The sequence below is a fragment of the Sorangium sp. So ce128 genome (genome assembly GCF_051525245.1).
GTDB classification, from domain to species: Bacteria; Myxococcota_A; Polyangia; order Polyangiales; family Polyangiaceae; genus Sorangium; species Sorangium cellulosum_B.
Genome location: NZ_CP150313.1, coordinates 1,933,730 through 1,957,641, shown reverse-complemented (window position 1 = coordinate 1,957,641; position 23,912 = coordinate 1,933,730). Strand labels below are relative to the sequence as shown.

The window sequence follows — 23,912 nt, the reverse complement described above, 5'->3', positions numbered from 1 at the left end:
CCAGCCACGTTATCAAGCGCCCGCCGCCGCCGGCAGCTCCGGGCTCGCGACGTTCGGCGGGCGGCCCTCGATGGGCAGCATCACGCGGAAGGTCGCGCCCCCGTGAGGCCGGTTCTCCGCCGCGATCCGCCCGCCGTGCGCGGTCACGATGCCACGGCAGATCGTGAGGCCAAGGCCGATGCCCCGCTGCGTGTGGCCACGCCCCCGGTAGAACTTCTCGAAGATGGTCTCCTCCTCGCCGGGCGGGAGGCCCGGACCGCGATCCTTGATCTCGAGCATCGCCATGCTCCCCTCGGTGAACCCCCGGATCCCGATCGGGCTGCCGGCGGGCGAGTACTTGAGCGCATTCTCGAGCAGGTTGATGAGCACCTGCTCGATCAGCACACCATCCATCGGGACGAGCTCCGCCGCCCGATCGAGCTCGATCGAGACCTCCCGGCCTTGAAGGTGCTCCTCGACCCGGTTCAGCGCAGCCCCGACGACCTCCTCCAGCGGCAGCCACTCCTTCTTGACCGCGAGCGCCCCGGACTCGAGCCGCGTCATGTCCAGCAGGTTGCGCACGAGGCGCTCGAGCCGCTGCGCCTCCTCCAGCACAGTCTGCGTCAGATCGCGGCGAGCGGCCGGGTCGAGCGCCGCCCCGTCGTTGCCGTCATCGAGCAGCGCCCCCGCCGCGCCGGTGATGGTGGCGAGCGGCGTGCGCAGATCGTGCGAGACGGAGCTCAGGAGGGCGTTGCGGAGCTCCTCCGCCTGCGCCTTCAGGCGGGCGCGCTGGGCCTGCCTCGCGAGCAGGGCGCGCTCCAGCGCGAGCGCCGTCTGCGTGGCGAAGGCGCCGAGCAGCTCGCGCCGGCTCAGGTCGAGGAACGGCCACGGTCGGCTCGCGCGGACGCTGAGGACGCCGATCGGCCCGGAGGAGCCCTGGAGCGGCAGGTGCATCGCGCCCGCGCTCGGGAGGGTGTCGGTGCCGGCGCCCGCGGCCTTGCCGCGCGCATACGCCCACTCCGCGACCGCCCGCTCCTGCTCCCCCGCGACCAGATCCTCGGCCGTGCCCGCCCGGACGGCGAGGCGGCCGTCGGGGCCGGGCAGGAGGACGACGGCGTCGGCCTCGAAGACCTCGCGCACATGGCGCGCGGCAGCCAGGCTGAGCTTGTCGATCCCGCGCAGGGCGGCCAGCTCCCGGCTCATCGCGTAGAGCGCCGCGGTGCGCTGCTCGCGCTCGCTGGCGCTCTCGGCCTGGCCGCGGATGCGCGCGGTGAGGCTGGCGATGACGAGGCCCACGCCCAGCATGATGGCGAACGTGAGGAGGTAGCGGAGGTCGCTGACCGCGAAGGTCAGGTACGGCCTTACGAAGAAGAAATCGAAGGCGGCGACGCCGAGCACCGACGCGAGCACCGAGGGCCCGGCGCCGAAGCGGCTCGCGACGAAGACGACCCCGAGCAGGTACACCATGATCAGGTTCGCCAGGTCGGAGAACGGGTGCATGAGCCACGAGACCAGCGTGCAGATCACCGCCGCGCACGCGCCCCAGGCGTAGGCCAGCGGCCGGAGCCCGCGCCGCTCCGGCGGCCCGGGCTCCGGCTTCGCCGCCTCCGCCACCCCCTGGATGACGTGGACGTCGATGTCGCCGCTCTGCCGCACGAGATCGTCGAGCAGCGAGCCGTAGATGAAATCCTTCCAGCGGGGGTGGGTCGGCTTGCCGACGACGATCTTGCTGACGTTGTGCTGCCTGGCGTACCGCAGCACCACCCCGGCGACCTCCGCGCCGTGGAGCTGGACCGCGGTGGCGCCGAGGCGCTCGGCGAGCGCGAGGTTCCGGTCGACCCGCTCGCGATCGGCCTCGGACAGCCGCGCCTGGGCCGGCGTCTGCACATAGACCGCGTGCCACTCCGCCTTCAGGCCGCCGGCCATCCGCCGCGTCGCCCGGATGAGCCGCGCCGACATGGGGCTCGGGCCGACGCAGACGACGATCCGCTCGGCGACGGCCCACGTCTTCTGGATCCCGTGGGCGCGCATGTAGCCGCGCATCTGATCGTCGACGCGCTCGGCGGTGCGCCGCAGGGCGAGCTCGCGCAGGGCGATGAGGTTGCCCTTGCGGAAGAAGTTCGTCGCCGCGCGCTCGATCTGCTCCGAGAGGTAGACCTTGCCCTCGCGCAGCCGCTCGAGGAGGTCGTCCGGGGGAAGGTCGATGAGCTCGAGCTCGTCGGCGCGCTCGATCATCGAGTCGGGCACCGTCTCCCGGACCACGACGCCGGTCACCTGCGCCACCACGTCGTTCAGGCTCTCGATGTGCTGGACGTTGAGGGTGGTGTGGACGTCGATCCCGGCGTCGAGCAGGTCCATGACGTCCTGCCAGCGCTTTGGGTGCCTGAGCCCCGGCGCGTTCGTGTGCGCGAGCTCGTCGACGACGAGGAGCTTCGGCCGGCGCTTCAGCGCGGCCTCGAGGTCGAAATCGCGCAGCGTCCTGCCGCGGTGCTCGACGTCGATCGCCGGCAGGCGCGGCAGCGGCGGGGGCTCGTCGAGGAGCGCCTCCGTCTCGGCGCGGCCGTGCGTCTCGACCCAGCCGACGACGACGTCGACCGCTTCCTCGCGGAGCGACCGCGCCGCCTCCAGCATCGCGTACGTCTTGCCGACGCCGGGCGCGGCGCCGAAGAAGATCTTGAGCTTGCCCTTCTTCCCGCGCTCCTCCTCCTCGCGGGCCACGGCGAGCAGCGCCTCGGGATCCGGCCGATCGTCGCTTGCGTCCACCACCTCGCGCTCTCCTCAGCGGGCGCCGTCGAGGGCGAGGTTCAGGAGGAGCACGTTCACGTGGGGTTCGCCGAGGAGCCCGAGCAGGCGCCCCTCGGTGTGCCGCGCGACGAGCCGGCGCACCTCGGCTTCTTCCAGGCCGCGCGCGCGCGCCACGCGCCGCACCTGAACCTCCGCTGCCGCGGGGCTGATGTGCGGATCGAGTCCGCTGCCGGAGGCGGTCACCAGATCGACCGGCACCGGCGCGCTGGCCTCCGGATCCGCGGCGCGGAGCGCCTCGATCCTAGCCTTGACCGCCTCGGCCAGGGCGGGGTTCGTGGGCCCGAGGTTGCTCCCGGCGGAGGCTTGGCCCGCGTAGGGCACAGGGCTCGTCGCCGAGGGGCGGCCCCAGAAGTAGCGCACGTGGTCGAACGGCTGGCCGAGCAGGCTCGATCCGACCACGCGGCCGTCCTTGAGCACGAGGCTGCCGTTCGCCTGATGGGGGAACGCGGCCTGCGCGATGGCGGTCGAGAGCAGCGGGTAGGCGAACCCCGCGAGGCCGGTGAGGACGAGGAGGAGGACGAGGGCGGGTCGCAGGTGCGCGAGCATGGTGTTCTTTCCTTGGGACCTCAGGCGAGGCCGAGGGCGGAGAGGAGCAGATCGATGAGCTTGATCCCCACGAACGGCACGACGAGCCCGCCGAGGCCGTAGACGAGCAGGTTCCTGCGGAGCATCCGCTCCGCGCCGACGGACCGGTAGCGGATGCCCCGGAGCGCGAGCGGGATGAGCGCGACGATGACGAGCGCGTTGAAGATCACCGCGGAGAGCACGGCGCTCCGCGGCGTGGCGAGCCCCATCACGTTGAGCCGCCCGAGCGCAGGGTACGTCGAGACGAAGGCGGCCGGGATGATGGCGAAGTACTTCGCGACGTCGTTCGCCAGGCTGAAGGTCGTGAGCGCGCCCCGCGTCATCAGGAGCTGCTTGCCGATCTCGACGATCTCGATGAGCTTGGTGGGGTTCGAGTCGAGGTCCACCATGTTCCCGGCCTCCTTCGCGGCCTGCGTGCCGGTGTTCATGGCGACCGCGACGTCCGCCTGCGCCAGCGCGGGGGCGTCGTTCGTCCCGTCGCCGGTCATGGCGACGAGCCGACCGCCCGCCTGGTAATCGCGGATCATCTTCAGCTTCGCCTCGGGCGTGGCCTGCGCGAGGAAGTCGTCGACGCCGGCCTCGGCGGCGATGGCCGCGGCGGTGAGCGGGTTGTCGCCCGTGATCATCACCGTCTTGATCCCCATGCGCCGGAGATCGCCGAAGCGCTCCTGGATGCCGCCCTTCACGATGTCCTTGAGGTGGATGACGCCGAGCACCGCGCTGCCCTCGGCGACCACGAGCGGCGTGCCGCCCTTGCGGGCGATGGCCTCCGTCACCGAGCGGACCGCGGCCGGGACCGCGCCGCCCTTCTCCTTGACGTAGGCCTCGATCGCGTCGAAGGCGCCTTTCCTGACCTCGCGCGCACCGCTGTCGACGCCGCTCATCCGGGTCTGCGCGGTGAAGGGGACGAAGCGGGCGCCGAGGGTCGAGAGATCGCGCTCGCGCAGGCCGTACTTCTCCTTCGCGAGCACGACGACGCTGCGCCCTTCGGGGGTCTCGTCGGCGAGCGACGCGAGCTGCGCGGCGTCGGCGAGCGCCCTGGCCTCGACCCCGTCCGTCGGGATGAGCTCCGTCGCCTGCCGGTTGCCGAGCGTGATCGTGCCGGTCTTGTCGAGCAGCAGCACGTCCACGTCGCCGGCGGCCTCGACCGCGCGGCCTGACATGGCGATGACGTTCGCCTGGATCATGCGGTCCATGCCGGCGATGCCGATCGCCGAGAGCAGCCCGCCGATCGTCGTCGGGATCAGGCACACGAGCAGCGCCGTGAGCGCGGTGATGCTGATCGGGGCCCCCTGCCCTGCCGCCCGGACGCCGAAGACCGAGTACGGCAGCAGCGTCACGGTCGCGAGGAGGAACACGATCGTGAGCGCGGCGAGCAGGATGTCGAGCGCGATCTCGTTCGGTGTCTTCTTCCGCTTCGCGCCTTCGACCATCGAGATCATCCGGTCGAGGAACGCCTCGCCGGGGTTCGCGGAGATGCGGACGATGAGCCAGTCGGACAGGACGCGCGTCCCGCCCGTGACGGCGCTCCGGTCGCCGCCGCTCTCCCGCACCACCGGGGCGCTCTCGCCGGTGACGGCGCTCTCGTCGACCGACGCGACGCCGACGACGATCTCGCCGTCACCGGGGATGATCGCGCCTGCCTCCACGAGCACGAGGTCTCCCTTCCGGAGGCTCGACGCGGACACGGCGACCCGCTCCGCGTCGCGCTCCGGGCGGGCGAGCTTCACGGCCTCGACGTCGCGCCGCGCCTTGCGGAGCGTGTCCGCCTGCGCCTTGCCGCGGCCCTCGGCCACGGCCTCCGCGAAGTTCGCGAACAGCACGGTGAACCAGAGCCAGAGGGAGATGGCGAGGGTGAACCCGGCCGGCTCCTCGCCCTCCCCGACGAGCGCGTGCACGAACAGGGCCGTCGTGAGCGCGCTCCCGGCGAGGACCACGAACATCACCGGGTTGCGCACCTGGTGGCGCGGGTCGAGCTTGCGGAACGCCGCGACGATCGCCGGCTTGACGATCGCCGGGTCGAAGAGCGGCCTCGCCGCGCTCTTCTTCCCCTCCACGTCGCGGGACGGGTGGCGCGGCCTCGGCGGCGGCGACAGCTCGGGGCGCGGGGGCGCGGGGGCGCCGGGCTTGGCCCTGGCGATCGCCTGTCCGGAGGTGTGAAGGTTCATGGTCATCGCGTCATCTCCAGGTGCTCGACCACCGGGCCCAGCGCGAGCGCGGGGACGAACGTGAGCGCTCCGACGAGCAGCACGGTGCCCGTCAGGAGCCCGACGAACAGCGGCGTGTGCGTGGGCAGCGTGCCCGGGCCGGCCGGCACGAGCTTCTTCCTCGCGAGCGAGCCCGCGAGCGCGAGCACGGGGACGATCACCGCGTAGCGGCCGACGAGCATCGCGACGCCGATGGCGGTGTTGTAGAAGGGGCTGTTCGCGCCGAGGCCGCCGAAGGCGCTGCCGTTGTTGTTCGCGCCGGACGAGAACGCATAGAGCACCTCGCTGAACCCGTGCGGCCCCGGGTTGAAGACGCCCTTCTGCCCTCCCTCGGTCATCACGGCGATCGCGGTGCCGACGAGGACCGTAATCGCCGGGAAGAGCACGACAAGGGACGCCATCTTCATCTCGAACGCCTCGATCTTCTTGCCGAGGTATTCCGGCGTGCGCCCCACCATCAGGCCGGCGACGAAGACTGCGATGACGACGAACATCAGCATGCCGTAGAGGCCCGAGCCGACCCCGCCGAAGACGACCTCGCCGAGCTGCATGAGCCAGAGGGGCACGAGCCCGCCGAGGGGCGTGAAGGAGTCGTGCATCGCGTTGACGGAGCCGTTCGAGGCCGCCGTGGTGGCGGTCGCCCAGAGGGCGGAGCTCGTGATGCCGAAGCGCGCCTCCTTCCCTTCCATGTTGCCGCCGGCCTGGAGCGCGCTCGCCGCCTGATCGACGCCCAGGGCGGAGAGCGCAGGGTTGCCCGCCTGCTCCGAGGCGACGCATGCGACGAGGAGGACAGCGAAAATGGCCGTCATCGCGGCGAGCACCGTCCAGCCCTGGCGCCTGTCGCCCACCATCCGGCCGAACGTGTGGCACAGCGCCGCGGGGATGAGCAGGATCGCGAGCATCTCGAGGAAGTTCGAGAGGGCCGTGGGGTTCTCGAACGGGTGCGCCGAGTTCACGTTGAAGAAGCCGCCGCCGTTCGTCCCGAGCTGCTTGATCGCGATCTGCGAGGCCGCTGGCCCCATCGGGATCACCTGATGAACGACCGCGTTGCCGCCCTGGTCCTTGACGGCCTGGAGCAGCGACGCGCTCTGGTACCCGCCGAAGCCCTGCACGACCCCCTGGGACACGAGGAGGACAGCGAGCAGGAGCGAGAGCGGCAGGAGGATGTAAAGGGTGCTCCGGACGAGATCGACCCAGAAGCTCCCGACGGTGTCCGTTGTCTTCCGCGTGATCCCGCGGATCAGCGCGACGAGCACGGCCATTCCGGTCGCGGCGGACACGAAGTTCTGCACCCCGAGCCCGGCCATCTGCGTCAGGTAGCTGAGCGTCGACTCGCCGCCGTACGCCTGCCAGTTCGTGTTGGAGGCGAAGCTCGCTGCGGTGTTGAACGCGAGACCGGGCGGAACGGCGGCCATGCCCTCGGCGTTCAGCGGCAGGACGCCCTGGAGCCGCTGGAGGGCATAGAGGACGAGGAGCCCGGCCAGGTTGAACGCGAGCACCGCGAAGGCGTAGTCCTTCCAGCGCATCTCCTGCTCGGGACGCACGCCCGCGGCGCGGTAGACGAGCCGCTCGAGCGGCCCGAGGACGCTGGCCATGAGGCCGCGCTCGCCCTGGTAGACCCACGCCATGTACGTGCCGAGCGGGACGGAGAGGCCGATGAGGACGGCGAGGTAGAGCGTTAGTTGAAGCGCGCCGCTGGCGGTCATGACAGGCGCTCCGGCTTGAGGAGGGCGAAGATCAGGTAAAACAGGAGCCCCAGGGCGAGTGTGCCCGAGATCCAGGTGAACGCGTTCATGGCGCTCAGACCCTTTCACAGAGCTGGATGAGCCCTGCAAACAGCAAAAAACAGGTGACTGTCAGTCCCAGGTAGACCATGTCCATGGCGACCTCATCGGGGGCCATCGGACGCCGCAGGCGCCGCGGCGCCCGCGCCGACCGAGCGGGACAGAACGTAGTCCCGCGCGGGTCAAGGGACCATCAAACTGAGGGGGCGCACCGTCAAGAAAGTATCAAGACGGCGGGATCGCGCCTCTCAGCCGTCCCCTCGCGCCTGCGAGCGGCTTGACGATCTCTTGACGGTGTCCGACCGCCTCTTGACGGTTTCTTGAAGCCGGCGGACCTAGCTTTGCGCGCGTCATGCAGAACAGGCCACCACTCTTCGTCATCCCCACGTACCGGCTGCGCGACGTGGGCGAGACCATCCACCTTTACGACGAGCACTTCTGGCGCAACGGACATGCGATCGCGATGATCGTCTTCGACGACTCGAACATCCACAACCAGCAGAAGTACTATTCGCTGCTCGAGGAGACCGCGACCTACAGCGACCTCTACTACGTCGGCCCGCGCGAGAAGGAGGCGTTCATCGCATACCTGAACCAGAGGCTCCGCGACCGCAAGCTCGAGCCGCTCGTCAGGAACCTGTTCCGGCCGAGCTACGGCGGGAACCGCAACTACACCCTGATGTACACGCTGGGCAGCCGCATGCTGAGCGCCGACGACGACATGCGCCCCTACGCGCTGGTCGAGGACAGCCCGGAGTCCCTGGAGAAGGATGAGATCTGCCGGGGCAAGCTCATCAGGGCGAACGGCGGCGGCTTCACCCGGAAATCGTTCGACATCCTGGCTGCGTTCCTCGACGTGCTGGGCAAGCGCGTCACGGACGTCCCGTCGAACCACGTGCGCGGAGAGCTGCTCCGCGACAGCGCCATGGACCTCGAGACCAACGCCACGCAGGGCCTCGCCCGCGAGAACTCGCTGCTCCTCGACTCGGGCGACGTGCCCGAGGACGCGGTGGTCAAGGTCGCGCAGACGTTCCGGTCCGGGACGAACGACATCGACGCGATCGACTACGTGGAGTTGTTCCTCGACGACGAGGGGCAGGTGGAGCTCGACCAGCTGAGCGACGTCTACGTCCTCGTCAACTTCCGCCCCGCCGTCACCAACAAGAACTGGCGCATCGACTGCGGCGTGGCCGGCTATGACAACAGCTTCGGACTGCCGCCGTTCTTCCCGACGCGGCTCCGGTTCGAGGACTACATCTACCGGCTCTGGATCCAGCAGCAAGGCGTGGCCGCCGCCCACGTCGACGCCGCCCAGACGCACGTCAAGAACAACTATATGCGGAGCCCGCTCGCCGCCGAGGTGTTCAACGAGGAGGTGTCGAACCTCCTCAAGCTGAAGATCAAGTCGACCCTCTCGAAGATCGAGGACCTCAGCATCGGCTTCGACTATGGCGGCGAGGTGACCGCGGAGGACTGCGACCGGATCCTGGGACGGATCACCGCGCTCCACGCGCGGGTGCTCGGCGCGGCAGCGGCGACCGTGAGCCACGAGCGCGCCGACGCCCTGCGCACCTTCGCCGTGACCCTCGAGAAGACCTTTTACGGGTTCGAGCCTGACTTCTTTCAGCAGAACCTCGTGCGCATCGTCGACGACGTGATCAGCCAGTTCAAGGGCTCGCTCGAGCTGTGGCCGACGCTCGTCGAGATCTGCTACCTCCAGAAGAACCGCGCCGGACTGCCGCAGTCGCGTGTACAGAACAAGCGGCGGCATTGACCCGCTCCGCCGCCCGCGTAGGCGGGCGGCGGAGCCAGGTCACCCGCCGTCGTGGGGACCCAGGATCACTGGGTTCCTACGGGGTGTCCACCGAGGCGGAGAAGGCTCACGAGGGCGTGCGATGACCTCGAAGAGGGTGGCTCTTCGCGATGGCGCTTGCGTAGCGCAATGAGGTTCGGGTGGCGTTGTCGACTGCGTTACACCATATTCGATGATGTCGTCGTAGCGCACCGCCCGGCACGAGTGGTCGCAGGTGAGAGATGTTTGCATGGCCACCGCGGCGCACAGCGTGCGCCAGGAGTAACGGAACAATCTTCGCGCATTGGCTATTCTGGCAAGCATCGACGGCCTGAGCCTGTGCACGAACGCAAGAGGAAGGCAGGGGCATGCGACTCGTCATGGTGGCCAATCTCATGAGCACAATTCCTGCAATATGTGCCATGTTTGCCTGCGCGGATGGCGCCGAGCGCGAAGCCAATGGTCTGCGTTCCGAAGGCCAGAGTCCATCGCCCGGCGTGGCGGCGCAGCGGTTGGACGGCAACAGGTGGAAGCCCATCTACCCGACCGATTTCAACCGCGACGGCATGGCGGACGTGCTCTGGAACAATGCCGGACAGAACCTGATGGCCGTGTGGCTGATGAACGACAGCCAGCTCCTGGCGCCGGGTCCGAACATCCCCGGACCGATCGGCGACGGGTGGGAGGCGATTTCGGCTGGTGATTTCGACTACGACGGCATGGCGGACGTGTTCTGGTACAACAGCCCACAGAACCTGTTGGCCATATGGCTGATGAAAGGCAGCCAGCTCCTTGCACCGGGGCCGGTCATCCCCGGACCGCTCGGCGACAGGTGGGTGGCCGTGACGAGCGCTGCCGACTTCAACTTTGACGGGATGAATGACGTGGTCTTGAACAACCCCCGACAGAATCTGGCGACCGTGTGGCTGATGAACGGCACCCAGCTGCTCGCGCCGGGTCCGAACGTCCCCGGACCGATCGGAGACGGATGGATCGCCTCGACAACGGCCGACTTCAACTCCGACGGTATGGCGGACATACTCTGGAACAATGCCGGACAGAACCTGATGGCTGTATGGCTGATGAACGGCACCGAGCTGCTCGCCCCCGGTCCGAACATCCCCGGACCGATCGGAGACGGATGGGTCACCATCACGGCGCTCGACTTCAACTTCGACGGTATGGCGGACGTGCTGTGGCATAACGCCGCACAGAACCTGATGGCCGTGTGGCTGATGAACGACAGCCAGCTCCTTGCGCCGGGTCCGAACATCCCCGGACCGCTCGGTGATGGGTGGGTGCCCGCGTCGGGCGTTGCCGATTTCAACTTCGATGGCATGGCGGACGTGCTATGGGGCAATGCCAAACAGGACCTGATGGCCACGTGGCTGATGAACGGCAGCCAGTTCCTTGCGCCGGGTCGGAACATCCCCGGACCGCTCGCAGGCAACTAGCGCTACTGCGGGGAGTCGGGAGGCGAACCGCCATGACGCCAAGGGCGCCAAGGAACCAGGGGAATAGGAGGGCAAATGCAGGAACAGCCCTTCCCCTCGCCTCTTGGCGGCCTCGGCGGTTTTTCTGCTGATCCGGGGCGACTTCCCGCAGTAATGCTAGGTGCTCTGCGAGGCTACACAAGCAACCGAGCATGTTCCGGTATGGTTCTCAGGGGCAGGCAGTCCGGGCGGTGACGCATACACCGTGCTTTGCGCCGGACCTGGGCGCGGCGCCACCTGTGCGCCCACACGGCCAATCCCCGCTTCTTGCATCCATGGTCGTTGGAGATGCATTCGATGCACATCGAGCTGGTCGCGCCCCTGGACCCAGGGTGCTTGCCGCGTTTGCGCGATGGTTTCGGGAGGCCGAGGGAGACCATCGGCTCCTCGGCGCTCTGCACGCCGGCTCGGCTTCGTCTCTTCGCTGCGTTGATTGCAACCCAGGGGAGTGCACATGTTCGTTCCTGACGTGAAGCTCGTGCTCGGTACGGCGATGATGCTCGTTCCATCCATCACTTGCGTGAGCCCGCGCGAGGCGTCCGAGGTACCCGAGCGCGCGGACAGCGGCGTACGAGCCGGAGTCGGCGAGGCCCGGCAGTCCCTGTGTTTCGGTCAGACGATCACGAACGTCCTCGTTCTACCGGAGACGTTCCACTGGGAGGATGCCGCCCACCTGCTCCGCGTGGCGGAGGGGTTCGGCCCGCGGACGCTCAGCGTCTCCGTGTCGGCGAGCGTCTCGCCGTCGGTGAGCGTGGTGCACACCATCACCCCCACGAATCCCGAGCCAGCGGCGCGCACGACGGGCAGCCGCGCGCGCAACAACCTCTGGCCCTTCCCGGCACTCTCGGAAGACGACCCGTTCGGGGTCTTCCAGCCCTTCCCGGGCATGCCGGGCGGCGGTGACACCTGGGGCCCTCAGCCGGCGCCGGGAATGCCGAGCGGCACCTGGGGCCCTCAGCCCTCGACGGGAATGCCGGGCAGCGGCGGCGCCTGGAGCTATCAGCCCGCGCCAGGCATGCCGGGCGGCGGCACCTGGGGTCCTCAGCCTTCCTCGGCCACGTCGGGCGGCGACACGTCCCCGGGCGCCCAGCCCACACCGGGCCCGCTGGACGATTGCGTGCCGTCGAACGAGCAGATCTCCAAGGCCGTCGGGTTCAACGTGAGCGCGACCGTCGCGCTCGACGCGACCTCGGTCCTGTTCGTGCCCACGGCCGCGCTCGCGCGGGTCTCGGCCTATCCGGTCTACCAGCAATACACCTGGGATATCGTCAGCACCGTCGGCTGGAACTGGGAGAACAATGCAGCAGAGACCGTCGTCGTGGGCTCTGGCATCGCCTACAGGCCAATCGGTGTCTATTTCGATACCGACCTCATCTACGATCTGGCCGCGATCGGCGGCGGCGTCATCGACCCGGGCCCGTACGTGGATCCCGGAAACGGCGCCGGCGGCGCGGGCAACGGCTCCATCCCCGGTAACGAGGAGGGCGGCGGCGGCGCGGGAGCCGGCGGTGCCGGGGCTACCGGCGGCGCGGGCGGCGACGGGGCTACCGGCGGCGCGGGCGGCGACGGGGCTACCGACGGCGCGGGCGGCGCTGGCGGCGCGGGCGGTCCTTGGATCATCGATCCGTAGATCGCTGGCAGCGCCAACGCCTCGGGTAGGGCGGCCGGCACCGGCGGCGCGGGCTCGCAAGGAGCCGATCTCGGCGATCCGACGCGCCACCCAGCGCGCGCCGCCCCTACCGCGCCGCCCGCGCGATCTCGTCGGCCGCCCGCGCCCTCTCCTCCGCCGACTTCGACAGCGGCCCCGTCAGGAGCGCCTGCGCCTCGCGGAAGCGCGCCGCCACGTCGGACCAGTAGCTCGCCTCCGCGCCCTGCGGGGCGGCGATCTGCTTGATGAGCGCCGCGTCGTACGCCGCGATGCCCGCGTACGCCGAGGCGGGCTTCGCGCGGGCCACCCAGTCGAGCGCGGCGATGTCGCCCAGGCCGAGCCCCGCGAGCGGCGCCCGCCGCATCATGAGCGCCGCGTCCTCGGGGCCGTTGCGCAGGCCGAGCGCGACAGCGAGCAGCGCCGTCGCCTCGGCGGGGCGCGGGGTGTCCTTGGGCCACGCCGCGAGCAGCGCGGTCGCCTGATCGAAGTCCACGGCCCGCCAGTAAAGCCGGCCGAGCTCGAGCCGCGCCCTCGCATAGAGCAGCCTCGACTCGGGCGAGAGCTGCGCGGTGCGCAGCGCCGCGCGGTGCTGGAGCGGGACGCCCCGGCCGAGCAGGACGCGCAGGAGCTCGGGCCGCGCCGCCGCCTCGGGCGCGATCAGGCGGCCCGCGTAGTACGTCGGCAGCCGGGCCGCGAGCCGCTCGACGGCCGACGAGGGGGGGCTGCCCGCCGCGAGCGGCGGCAGCTCCAGCGCGTCCAGCGCGTCGACGCGCCGGCCGCCGTAGAGGCGGGAGAGCATCTCGCGCGCGCCGTCGACGCGGGCGTCGCGGAGGACGCCGACCGACGAGAGCTCGCGCAGGCCGACGAGCGCGGCGTCACGGCCGCGGGCCTTCCAGGGATCGAGCAGCTGATCGAGCTCGCCGTAGTAGACGTTCGCGAGCTCCGCGTCCTTCCGCATGGCGTCCGGCAGCGGCGCGGACCGAACCGCCTCGACGAGCCGCATGTCGGCCCGCCCGGACTCCACGGCGACGATGCCCTTCGCGTAGAACGGAAGCTCGACGCCGCGCCGCCCGAGATCCTCGATCGCCCGGGCCTGCTCCGTCACCCACGCGAAGAGCGGCCCCTTGGTGAACGCGAGGACGCGCTGGACATCGTAGGGCGGCCGCAGCGTGGGCGGCTCGGTCGCGGTGCGCGCGAGCCGGGCGGAGAGCGTCAGGCCGAGCAGCACCTGGTAGAGGTCGCCCCGGAGCGCGCCGGGCGGCGCTTCGAGGAGCGGCGCGGCGATGGCGTCGCCGCAGGTGATGGGCGCGAGCTCGGCCCGGAGCGCGCGCGCGAGGCCCGCCTCGAGGCCCGCGCACGCCTCGACGCCCGCGAGCCGCGCGTCGCGCTTCGCCGCGTCGTCCTCGGCGAGCGCGGCGTCGAGCGCATCGATCGCGCCCTGCGCGTCGCCGCAGGGCTGGGCTGGCGCGACGGCGGCGCGCCGCACGAACGCCTCGCAGGCGCGCGGCGCGGCGGGCACGCCGGCCGGCGCCGGGGGGACCAGCGCGGTCTTCGGGTCGAAGGGCGCCGGCTTCAGGATCGGGAGCCACTCGTCCTTGAGCGTGCCGTGGACGGCGAAGGCCTCTTCCTCCGGGAGCGGCGCCGGCGGCGGGGTCGCCGGACGACCGTCGCCCGGCGAAACCGGCGCGTTCGGCGCGGGCGGAGGCGCCCCGGCGCAGGCCGCGAGGGAGAGCCCGATCGCGGCGGCGAGGGCGTTGAAGGCGAAGTGCGAGCGAAGGTTGGAGGGCATCACGTCTCCTTGGACACGGGCGGTCCGCAAAGGTTTCGCGGAGGAGCGGCGGGCGTCCATCACAATCCGAGCGGGGGCGCAACCTGAGCGCCGCCCACGGCACGACGCCGCGGCCGGGGCCCCACCCGGGGTCCCTCTCTCTCGGTCACGCTCTGACCACGGCCCGACAGCCGCGTTCTACGTGCATCGATCGCTAAACGCAAACAGCGAACCTTGTGGTGCACATCGCACCCACGGCCCTTGACAGCTCCGCCCTCAATGCGATGTCATCGTCTAGAAGGACAACCATGTACACTGGGATGCCTACCGTTCGGGACTGCCTCCATCGAGCCGGCGCGTGGCTGGGTGCTCGCAGGCGACGCACGCGCTGTGTGGAGACCGGGCTGATTGTGGGACTCGCGTCCCTGCTCTCGGCGTCCTGCTCGTCGATGGCGCCCGATGAGCCCGATGAGCCCGAGAACGCCATCAAAATTGGGGCCCTCCTCCCCTTCTCCGGGGGCGAGTCGGCCGTCGGCCGCAACCTCGAGCAAGCCATGTTGCTCGCGGTCGAAGACCTGACCGCGGCGGGGGGGCTCGAAGGGAGGCCGTTCGACATCGTGAGCCGAGACAGCCATTCGAGCCAGGCGCGCGGGCTCGACCAGCTGCTCTCGCTGATCTACACGGATGATGTCCGCTACCTGGTAGGACCCGAAGAGAACGAGCTCGCCCGCGACATCGCGATCGAGGTGAAGAAGGAGAACCTTCTCCACATGCTGCCAAGCTATGCCGCGCCCTCCATCGCGCGCCGTGAGGACGACGGCGGCAGGGTGAGGCTCGCCCCTTCCCCGTTCGGCATCGGCTGCGCGCTCGCGAAATACATCGTTAGCGAGGGTGTCCGCACTGCCAATAGCCTCTCCGCGCGGGACGACTACAACACCGCCGTCAGCACCGAGTTCACGACCCATTTCGCGGCGCTCCAGGGCAGGATCCTCCCCTCGGTGACGTTCAAGCCGGGCGCACAGACGTACAAGGACAAGATCAAAGCCGCCTTCAACCCAGAACGGACGGCCGGCCGCACGCTGCTGGCCGCCTATCCCGCCGCCGCCTCGACCATCGTGACCGAATGGACCGTCCACGGGCGTCCGGGCAGATGGCTCCTCGGCCCTGCATTGCACACCGAGGTGTTCCTCGCCAACATCCCTCAAGGCACCCTCGATGAGAACTCCTATGGGGTCTCGCCCTCGCTCAGCCTGCGGAGCGAGTGCAGCCCCAACCCCAACGACCCAACCGGGGAGGCGCTCAGCTGCACGCACTGGAACGCCGACGCCTTCACCTATCACTTCTCCCGCCGGTGGAACGACGAGGTGCCGTTCCCCGCAGCGCACTTCTATTACGACGGCGTCGTCCTCATCGCGATGGGCCTCGTGTACGGGTACGCCACCACCGGGCAGATCATCACGTCCGGGAATGAGCTGCGGCAGAAGATCCTCGAGCTCAACGACCCCAAGAACGATGTGGCCTTGTGGTGGGATCTGAACGCCGCGATGGCCAAGCTCCGCGCGGGGACCCCGCTCCGCTACATCGGGGCGGCCGCCGAATACGAGTTCGACACCTACGGGGCGAGCCAGAATCACATCATGCAAAAGTGGACCATCAAAGGCGACAAGTTCGTCGATGGCGATCACTTTGACGCCAGGTGTGTGATCCAGCACTGATCTAGGGCGGTTTCCGCCCACCTCTGCACCATGCAGAGCAGAGCGGCAGCAGAGCGGCGGTCACCCGCACAGGAGACGGGCCCAGATCGGCGTTTTCGGCGCGCAAGCGCACTCCGGTGCGCTGAGCACCGAAAACGCCGAGGTGGGCCCGTATCCGAAGCGGGTGACCGTCGCTCCAGAGCGGTGCAGCTCAGTAACGGTGTCGTAGCTCGAAGAAGATCTCGCGCGGCGCGAGCGGGTACTCGAAGCCAGAGAACCCGGGATCCGGGCCGAAGGTGCCGAGGATGTTCTTGGCGCGCACGGCCAGGGTCGTCTCGTGCCCCGGGATGATCCACAGGTTGCGCGCGACCAGGCTGGCGTTCCACCTGAAGTACGTGGGCAGCTCGAACGCGCCGCCGGCCTCGAGGGTGCTCGCCTCCGCGGACTGCCGGGGCCCGACGAGGATCCCTTGCGTCGAGAGCTCCAGCGGCACGGAGCTCGGCGACGGCAGCTTCACATAGGCGCCGGCGCGGGCGATCCAGCTCGGGTAGGCGACCATCGACGAGCCGACCAGATCCGCCTGGTACCCCACCTGGCCGGAGTCCCGGGTGGAGTGCACGGTCTCGAACGACCCGTAGCCCCCGAAGGCGTCGCCGTGGCGCAGCTCGGCGCGGGTCGCCCAGATCAAGGACTTCTGGCTGGCGATGTTCAGGGCCGTCTGGTTGATGCCCCGCGGGACGAACTCAGCCTTGTCGTTCAAGAGGCTGTACGACACCCCCGTGCTCGCCGAGGCCCAGACAGCAGGCCTCCACGTCAGCTCCGCGTCCACGGTGTGGATGAGCTGAGGCGACAGGCGCTCGTTCCCGATCACGTCGCCCGGCACGAGGGGCTCGGCGAAGAGCAAATACGGGGACGGCGCCTTGAAGGCGCTGCCGTACAGCAGCTTGGCCACGACCGTCTTTCCCAGGTGCGAGGTCGCCCCGAACCGACCGGTCAGCTGATTGCCATACTTGCTGTGGTGATCGTAGCGGAGCCCGCCCGTGACCTTCAGCCACGGATCGAGCACCTTGAGGTTGGCGCTAAGGAGCGCCCCGATGTCGACCAGCTCGGCCGATTGCTGCTCCCGCTCCGGCGAGCCGAAGGACTGCTTCGTTTCCTTGGTGACCCGACGGAAGGACGGCAGGTCCTCCTTGTCGTAGACGGACTCCAGATTCAATATCAGGTTGAATCGGTCCCACGGCATCCACCGGGCCTCGACGCTCGCGTCCACGCCGCGATACGCCATGCGCCGCTCGATGTAGTACCAGCCGCCGGCGACGTCGATGCGGTCGTCCGGCAGGACGCCACCCTGGAAGTACATCCCCTGCACCGCGAACGCGAGCTCCCGGTTCAGCTGGAAGAGCCCGTCGACCGCCACGCGACGCTGCTGGAGGCTGATCACCGTGCCGGCACGGTTCCCCTCGTCGTCCGTCCCGCCGGTGAGCTGCGCCCATTGCGCAAAATCCCCGCCGCGCCGGAGGCCTGACCAGTACGCGCTGAGCCTGAGGTGATGCCCACGCTCGGGATTGCGAAACCCGATGCGCGCCCCGACGACCCCCGACATGCGCTCGAGGTTCTGGGCGTCCAGGCGCCCCGCGTTGTAGGGCGGGATGACGGGAGCCGGGGACAGGGTGGGCATCTCCAGGCCGCTTCGATCATCGAGCTCCCCCGCGGCCGTCAGCATCATCTCGAAGCGGTCGGTGAACATGCCGCCCACGAGGTCGAAACGGCCGCGCGGGTGGTCCTTCGTCACGCCGACCTGCACCGTGCCGTCGACGAAGGGAATGTCCTCCGGATCGAGGGTGATGATGTTGACGACCCCGAGGAACGCATCGGCGCCATAGAGCGCCGACGCCGGACCACGGACGATCTCGATCTGCTTGATGGCCGACAGCGGGATCAGCTCCGTGCCCAGCCAGTTGCCGCTGGTGGTCCGGAACGCCGCCGATCGCCCGTTGATCATCACCTTGATCCCGCCGCTCTCGGCCCCCAGCCCGCCCGTCATCCCCTGCACGCCGGCGTTCGGCAGGATGTGGTCGTCGATGAGATAGAACCCGACGACGTGCTCCAGCACCTCGCCGACGCTCGTGTATCCCCAGCGCTGGATCTCTTCCGCGGTGATCGCCGTCATGATGGCGGGCGCGTCGTCGAGGGTCTCCAGCGTCTTGGTGGCAGTGGACACCTCGACGTCGAGCAGCCGGAGCAGGTCGACGTCCTCGAGCGCGTCGTTCCGGCGCTCACCCCCCACCGCCTTCGGCGCTCCCGGCGCCGTCGCGGTCGTCGGCTGGGCCCATGCGAGACCGGGGATCGAAGCGATCACCAGCGCAACCATCCACCGGGTTTCGAGTGAGGCAAGCATCATGCGGGTTCAGTGGGCTCCAGACATTCGTCCATCGTCGATTCGGCGCGATCGTCACGTCGCCTTGGCGGTCGCGGCGAGCTCCTCCTTCAGCGCAGCGCTCACGGAGTCGAACTCGTTACGTAGCCGCGCGAGGTCGCCCGCCTGCGGCAGCTCGCCTTGACCCGCGGCGAGCTGCATCTTCTCCGCCAGCTCCGCGACGCGCGCCGCGCCGATCGAGAGCATGCTGCCCTTCAGCTTGTGAGCGTTCGCCTTGATCTCTGCAGCCACGGCGCTCCGGATGACCCCCTCCAGGCCGTCGAGCTGCGCCGGCACGTTCTTGAGGACGAGCTCGATCAGCTTCCGCGAGCGCGGGACCTCCGGGTCGAGCACCGGCGCGCGCGCCGCCTCCAATTCGGGGCCGGAGGGAGACGGCGACGACCCAGGCTCGTCCCGGCTCAGGACCACGTGCCGCCACAAGGTCTTCTGCAGAGATTGAGGGCGTACCGGCTTGGCCAGATAATCGTCCATCCCCGCCGCGAGCACCCGGTCCCGCTCGCCGACGAGCGCGTGCGCCGTCAGCGCGATGATCACCGTGTGGCGATTCCTCGAGCGCTCCCAGGCGCGGATCTCCTGGGTGGCGGTGTACCCGTCCATCACGGGCATCTGGCAATCCATGAGCACGGCGACATACCGATTTCGCTTGACGCACTCGAGGGCTTCCTGGCCGTTGCACGCGGTCTCCACGCGCAGACCCAGCTGCTCGACCTGCTCCATCGCCACGTAGCGGTTGATCTCGTTGTCATCGACGACCAGCACGGGGAGCTTGCTCGCGATCTTACCCGGCTCCACGCCGGGCTTGCTAGGCGGCGGGGTCGAGGCGCCCGTGAGCGCGCTCTGCAGCGTGTTGTACAGCTCGGAGACGCGGAGCGGCTTGGGGAGCTGCGTGACCATGCTGGAGTCCATCCCGCTCAACGTCACGCTCGATCCCATGTGATAGAGCGCCACCACGGGCAACGTCTGCAGCGCCGGGACCGACTGGATGGTCCTGAGGAACTCCTCGAGGCCGAGGTCGTCCATCTGGACACCGACGACGGCGGCGCTGAACGGCCGCTTCTCCAGCACCGCGAGCTCGAGCCGGTTGATCGCGTCCCTCCCGGAGGCCGCGGACTCGGCGTCGAAGCCCCAGGCCACCAGGTGCTCCACCACGACGTCGCGCCAGCTCCTGCTGTTCTCCACCACGAGCGCGCGGCGCCCGCTCGCCCACTCGGCGGAGCGGATCTGCTCGCCTCCGGCCGTGACACCAACCCTGATCGTGAACCAGAACCGGCTGCCCTGCCCCGGCGTGCTGTCGAGGCCGACCTCGCCGCCCATGACCTCGACGAGGCGCTTGCTGATCGCGAGCCCGAGGCCCGTGCCGCCGTGCTTGCGGACCAGCGAGCCGTCCACCTGCGAGAAGGCGGCGAAGAGCTTCTTCTGGTCGTCGGGCGCGATGCCGGGGCCGGTGTCCACCACGGCGAGCTTGATGAGCGCCGTGGCCTTGTCCTGCTGAGAGATCGAGGCGTCGATCAGCACCTCGCCGCGATCGGTGAACTTGATCGCGTTGCCGACCAGGTTGGTGAGCACCTGGCGGAACCGGTCGGGGTCGCCCACGATGCCCGTGGGGACGCGGCGCTCGACGCGGTACACGAGCTCGAGGCCCTTCTCGTGCGCCTGGCTCGCCATCAGCTCCGCGACCTCCTGGATGACGAGGCGCAGATCGTAGGAGACGTGCTGCGCCACGTACTTGCCGGCCTCGAGCTTCGAGAAGTCGAGCACGTCGTTGATGATCGACATCAACGTGTTGGCGGAGGCGTCGACGGTCTCCACGTAACGCCGCATCTTGCCGTCGAGCGACTGGTTCTGCATGAGCCGGATGACCCCGAGGATCCCGTTCATCGGCGTCCGGATCTCGTGGCTCATGTTGGCGAGGAACTCGCTCTTCATCCGGGACGCCTCGAGCGCCTGCTCGGTCTTCACGCGCAGCTCCTCGAACGCGTGCTCGTTCGCCTCGACCATGCTGTTGAAGGCCGCTCCGAGCAGCTCGAGCTCGTCGCCGCTCGTGATCTGCACGCGCTCCCACTTCTTCCGATCCACGATGGGCGATTCGGTCGGCGGCGCGCTCGAGCGGAGCCCGGTGGCGATGGCCCCCGCCGCCGTGCGCAGCGCGAGCAGCGGCTCGGTGATGTGGACCGCGACCCGCTTGACGAGGAAATAGCTGGCCGCCCCGCTGCCGAGGATCAGCGCCACGATCAGGCCGAGCGTGGTCACGAGCCGGTTCGCGGCGAGATCCCGGGCCTGGACCATGCGCTCGACGACGCTCCTCGTGCTGATGCCGTAGATCACGGTCCCGGCGTGGGTCCCCTCCGAGATGACCGGGGCCGCTACCTCGAGGACATCCTCCCCGCCCAGGGGGTTCTGCCGCCGCCGCAGCGCGAGCCGGGACGGGTGCACGGTGCTGATCCCGAGGGACTCCAGGTCCGCCGCGGTGAAGTTCGGCGCCGCCGGGCTGGGCGCGTCCTTCGAGGCGGGCACCCGGGCCAGGCCGCTCGCCGCCCAGACCCGGTTCTCCGCGTCGAAGAACAACCCGTAGGCGATGTCGTTGTTCTCCGAGACGGTCTGGTGAATGAGCGCCTTGACATCCCCGAAGAGGTTGTCCGCCACCAGGCTGCGCAGGGCCAGCGCCTGATTGAAGCCGAGAAGGCGCGCCTTCTCTTCCAGACCGCTCAGGAGCTCCTGCTCACGCTTGGCCTGGACCGCACGATCCGTCGAATAGATGAGCGCGCCGCTCGCGAGCAGCGTGGTGCCCCCGAGCAGCAGCAGCGCGCCCAGGATCAGGCGCAGCAGCTTGATGCGGAGCGAGCCGTGGGTGTTCGGGGTTGCCATGCACTCTACTTTGGGCGCCTCATCGAGGGCGGCGGGTTAGAGGAGGACGACGCCGCAGAAGACCCCGCAGACGAAGACGGCGGCGGGCTGGTCTTCCCGGCGCGCGAGGCCACCGCGCGCTCGACCGCCGGCGCCAGCGCGACGTGCAGCTTCGCTTTCGAGACGATGCCGTCGGCGCCGACCTTCTCGCCGATCGCGCTCAGCTTGTCGATATCACAGCTGGAGACGAGGACGATACCCAGGTTCGAGAGCTGCGCGTTGTCGCGGAGCAGCTTCGCCAGCTTGTCGCCGTTGATGGTCGGCATGTTGATGTCGAGCGCGACCACGGAGATCTTGTCTCGCTTGATGACCGCCGTCGCGCCGATGGGCGTGGCGAGCTCGACCACGTCGAAGCCGGCCCTGACCAGGACGGCGCGCATCGCCTCGCGAGCGATCTCGTCGTCATCGATCACGAGCACCCGGATCATGACGGCGCGCTCCAGGGACGGCAGCCATGCGTGCGACGCTCTCCACACGACGAGCAGCAGATGGCAGGCCTGCCCGGGCGCTCGATGGTTCGAGCTGGCCCGTCGCATCGTGACCATGTGCCCGGTTGGAAAGGTAATCGCACGGCGCCTCCATTCCCCCCCGATACGCGCTCACCTACCGATGAGAAAGTCAACCTGGCCGAACTGACTGGAATTCAGGCCGAAGCGCCGTGCGAGCCTCACGTCGACCAGGCGTTTCACCGAGATGGGCAGGCGGACACCCGACGACTGGAGCTTCCAGTCGGCGTCCGCGAGCTCGTAGAGGAGATCCGCCGCTTGCACCGCGAGCGCCTGGGTGTCGGGGATGGCAGCGAACGTCCCGAACTCCGCGTGCTCGTTCACGAGCGAACGCACGGCCACGACCACCGGCGCGCCGAGCCGGTCCACATAGGGCAGCCAGACGTTGGTCAAGAACCTCGGGCTCAGGAGGCCATTGTCGTTCGGCAGCCAGATCGCGTCGACCTTCGCCCGCTGGAGGTTCACGAGCGCGGCGCGGAGGTCCTGCACGCGCGGCTTGTTCGAGAGCTCTTCCTTGACGAAGGCCAGCTTCTCGACGTGCATGAGCGCTTCTTGTCGCGCGATGTGATCCGCGAAGCCCTGGCGGTAGACGACGCCGACCCGATGAGCGTCGAGGCCCAGCGTCCGCAGGCCCACCATGGCCGTGACCGCCGGCACCTCGTAGGAGATGGCGACCGAGTTGGGGACGGTGCGCTGGAGCTCCTCGGCGAAGGACGCCATCAGGATCAGCGCGACCGGCGGGGTCGGAACGGTGCGCGCCCACTCGCGATACAGGAGCACGGTCGAGTTGTTGACCAGCACCACCGCCCGCGGGCGATCGCGGGCGACGATCCGCGCCACGAGGTCGGGGCCCGACTCCTCGCTGCGCAGCAGCGAGATGATGACACGGTGTTCCCCGGACAGCTCGACGCGCAGCGATCTCAGCATGTCGTCGAGCTGCGGATCCGAGGGGGCGATGACGGAGATGACCGGCCTCGCGTCCGGAGGCGGCGGCTGGAGCGTCGGCGCCGGGTCGCTGGCGACGGGTGTCGCCGGGCCCGACGAACAGCTCAGGGACAGCGCGAGCCCCGCGAGGGCGGAGGCCCGCAGCAGCGAGCGCCGAGAGAGGGGACGCGTCGACCTTACTTCCATTCGTCAACCCCCAGATCGGCCAGCACGTGTTTCGGAAGCCTCCGGATCGCGCCCTCCAGCGTCTGGCGCTCGCTCAGGAACGTGACCGCCACCAGCCCGACCTTCGCCGTCGAGAGGCTGAGGATCGTGAACGTCATCTTGCTCCTCGACTCGAAGTCAGAACGAAATCGCTCGGGGAGGAGGACCGCATCAGCCGTCTGGAACTGGAGCAGCTGCAAAAGATCTTCGATCTTCGTGACGCGCTGGACCTCAGGCGCGGTGCTCACACCCAGCAGCCCGGCTACGAACTTAGGGAGCGATTTCCGTTCGACCAGATCGACGATCCCGTATCTGAGACCGGAGAGCATCTCCTTGGTCAGCGCCCTCGTCGAGACCAGGAGGTACTGCTCCGCGTCGTTCCCCGCCTTCACGCCCTGGATGTCGGCGGTCCGATTGAGCGAAGCCAGGACCGGCTTTGGCGAGAGGGCCGCGTCGGGCGGCGCCGACTCGAGCGCGGCCTTGAAATCGCTCAATTTTCCGAACACGGTGACATCGACGCCGGGCATCGACTCCTCGATCTTCTGCTCGAGGGCGCGAGCGCGGAGCGGTGTCACCGCATACACATAGAGCGTGGCCACGGGCCCAGCCGTGATAGGCGGGCTGAGCAGCAGAAGGCAGCACCCGATGAGCAGAGCCGCCGCGAGCAGTGCCACCGGCGCGCGCGTCGCTCGGAGCCCCCGGCGAAGCGGAACTCCGGTCCTGTCGGGCCAAGCGCGCTCGGCGAGGGTGCTGAGGAGTGAGCGAAATCCCCCGCACCGAACCGGAGGAGCCGCGCGGTTACTTCGTGGCACCCACGATGATGCCCAGCGGGTTGCGATTCGCGCCCGACACGCGAGGTGCCCCAGGGCCCGCTCGACCGCTGACCGCCGTGCCCCCGTGGAGCGCCTGCAGCTCGTTTCCACCAGGCTCATGCCCTCCCGGTCATCATGGGTAGGCAGCGTAGCCGATGGTTAACCCTTTTTGTCAAGCGCCCCCTGGGAGGCGCCCCCGCGGTCCCACCGAGCTTGGCGAAATGGGGACGCCGGAGAGGGTGACGACACCCGACGGCCGCTCCCCCGCCAGCAGCCGGCCAGCACGACCACGCCGGCGCTGCCGAGCACGCCCAATACCGGGGCGAGCGCTTGACACGCTCCTCACGCA

Annotated in this window: 15 protein-coding genes; 4 read left to right on the top strand and 11 right to left on the bottom strand. The window is 69.4% G+C overall.

The genetic code is table 11. From position 1 onward, the window contains the following. Window positions 1–12 precede the first annotated feature (12 nt). Genes WME82_RS07545 through kdpF form a run of 5 tightly spaced genes read right to left on the bottom strand, consistent with a single transcriptional unit; the run spans window position 13 to window position 7,371 of the window. Window positions 13–2,745 carry a DUF4118 domain-containing protein gene (locus WME82_RS07545; RefSeq protein WP_438042270.1) on the bottom strand — a complete coding sequence of 911 codons (2,733 nt, stop codon included), beginning with the start codon at window positions 2,743–2,745 and terminating at the stop codon, window positions 13–15. A gap of 12 nt (window positions 2,746–2,757) precedes the next feature. Continuing rightward, complete coding sequence (gene kdpC / locus WME82_RS07540) at window positions 2,758–3,330, bottom strand: potassium-transporting ATPase subunit KdpC (RefSeq protein WP_438042269.1); 573 nt, start codon at window positions 3,328–3,330, stop codon at window positions 2,758–2,760. 20 nt (window positions 3,331–3,350) lie between these two features. Beyond that, a complete protein-coding gene (gene kdpB, locus WME82_RS07535) occupies window positions 3,351–5,543 on the bottom strand; it encodes a potassium-transporting ATPase subunit KdpB (protein WP_438042268.1) in 2,193 nt (730 codons plus the stop codon). Continuing rightward, window positions 5,540–7,282 (bottom strand): potassium-transporting ATPase subunit KdpA, encoded by a 1,743-nt coding sequence (gene kdpA / locus WME82_RS07530; protein ID WP_438042267.1) that lies wholly within the window; start codon window positions 7,280–7,282, stop codon window positions 5,540–5,542. Before kdpA ends, kdpB begins: the two co-directional genes overlap by 4 nt. Further along, on the bottom strand, window positions 7,279–7,371 hold the full coding sequence (kdpF, locus tag WME82_RS07525; RefSeq protein ID WP_438042266.1) for a K(+)-transporting ATPase subunit F: 93 nt from the start codon (window positions 7,369–7,371) through the stop codon (window positions 7,279–7,281). The genes kdpA and kdpF overlap by 4 nt, the downstream gene beginning before the upstream one ends. Window positions 7,372–7,712: 341 nt before the next feature. Here kdpF and WME82_RS07520 point away from each other — a divergent pair, with 341 nt between their 5' ends. The 3 genes from WME82_RS07520 to WME82_RS07510 all read left to right on the top strand — a co-directional run bounded on the left by WME82_RS07520 (window position 7,713) and on the right by WME82_RS07510 (window position 12,275). Beyond that, the gene (locus WME82_RS07520) at window positions 7,713–9,134 is read left to right on the top strand and encodes a hypothetical protein (RefSeq protein ID WP_438042265.1); all 1,422 of its coding nucleotides are present in this window, start codon (window positions 7,713–7,715) and stop codon (window positions 9,132–9,134) included. Window positions 9,135–9,520: 386 nt separating this feature from the next. Continuing rightward, window positions 9,521–10,606 carry an FG-GAP repeat domain-containing protein gene (locus tag WME82_RS07515; protein WP_438042264.1) on the top strand — a complete coding sequence of 362 codons (1,086 nt, stop codon included), beginning with the start codon at window positions 9,521–9,523 and terminating at the stop codon, window positions 10,604–10,606. Between the two features lie 493 nt (window positions 10,607–11,099). Continuing rightward, window positions 11,100–12,275, top strand: coding sequence for a hypothetical protein (locus WME82_RS07510; protein WP_438042263.1), 1,176 nt, complete (start codon window positions 11,100–11,102; stop codon window positions 12,273–12,275). A gap of 106 nt (window positions 12,276–12,381) precedes the next feature. Here the strand turns inward: WME82_RS07510 and WME82_RS07505 are convergent, their stop codons facing one another. Then, window positions 12,382–14,082 carry a hypothetical protein gene (locus tag WME82_RS07505; protein WP_438042262.1) on the bottom strand — a complete coding sequence of 567 codons (1,701 nt, stop codon included), beginning with the start codon at window positions 14,080–14,082 and terminating at the stop codon, window positions 12,382–12,384. 389 nt (window positions 14,083–14,471) lie between these two features. Here WME82_RS07505 and WME82_RS07500 point away from each other — a divergent pair, with 389 nt between their 5' ends. Continuing rightward, window positions 14,472–15,776 (top strand): ABC transporter substrate-binding protein, encoded by a 1,305-nt coding sequence (locus tag WME82_RS07500; RefSeq protein ID WP_438042261.1) that lies wholly within the window; start codon window positions 14,472–14,474, stop codon window positions 15,774–15,776. A gap of 190 nt (window positions 15,777–15,966) precedes the next feature. Here the strand turns inward: WME82_RS07500 and WME82_RS07495 are convergent, their stop codons facing one another. From WME82_RS07495 to WME82_RS07475, 5 genes are all read right to left on the bottom strand, one after another. After that, the gene (locus tag WME82_RS07495; protein WP_438042260.1) at window positions 15,967–18,114 is read right to left on the bottom strand and encodes a TonB-dependent receptor plug domain-containing protein; all 2,148 of its coding nucleotides are present in this window, start codon (window positions 18,112–18,114) and stop codon (window positions 15,967–15,969) included. Window positions 18,115–18,207: 93 nt separating this feature from the next. Next, the gene (locus WME82_RS07490; protein WP_438042259.1) at window positions 18,208–21,057 is read right to left on the bottom strand and encodes a response regulator; all 2,850 of its coding nucleotides are present in this window, start codon (window positions 21,055–21,057) and stop codon (window positions 18,208–18,210) included. Window positions 21,058–21,062: 5 nt separating this feature from the next. Then, on the bottom strand, window positions 21,063–21,632 hold the full coding sequence (locus WME82_RS07485; RefSeq protein ID WP_438042258.1) for a response regulator: 570 nt from the start codon (window positions 21,630–21,632) through the stop codon (window positions 21,063–21,065). Between the two features lie 63 nt (window positions 21,633–21,695). Then, a complete protein-coding gene (locus WME82_RS07480; RefSeq protein WP_437744802.1) occupies window positions 21,696–22,733 on the bottom strand; it encodes a hypothetical protein in 1,038 nt (345 codons plus the stop codon). After that, on the bottom strand, window positions 22,724–23,425 hold the full coding sequence (locus WME82_RS07475; protein WP_438042257.1) for a hypothetical protein: 702 nt from the start codon (window positions 23,423–23,425) through the stop codon (window positions 22,724–22,726). The genes WME82_RS07480 and WME82_RS07475 overlap by 10 nt, the downstream gene beginning before the upstream one ends. Between the last annotated feature and the right edge of the window lie 487 nt (window positions 23,426–23,912).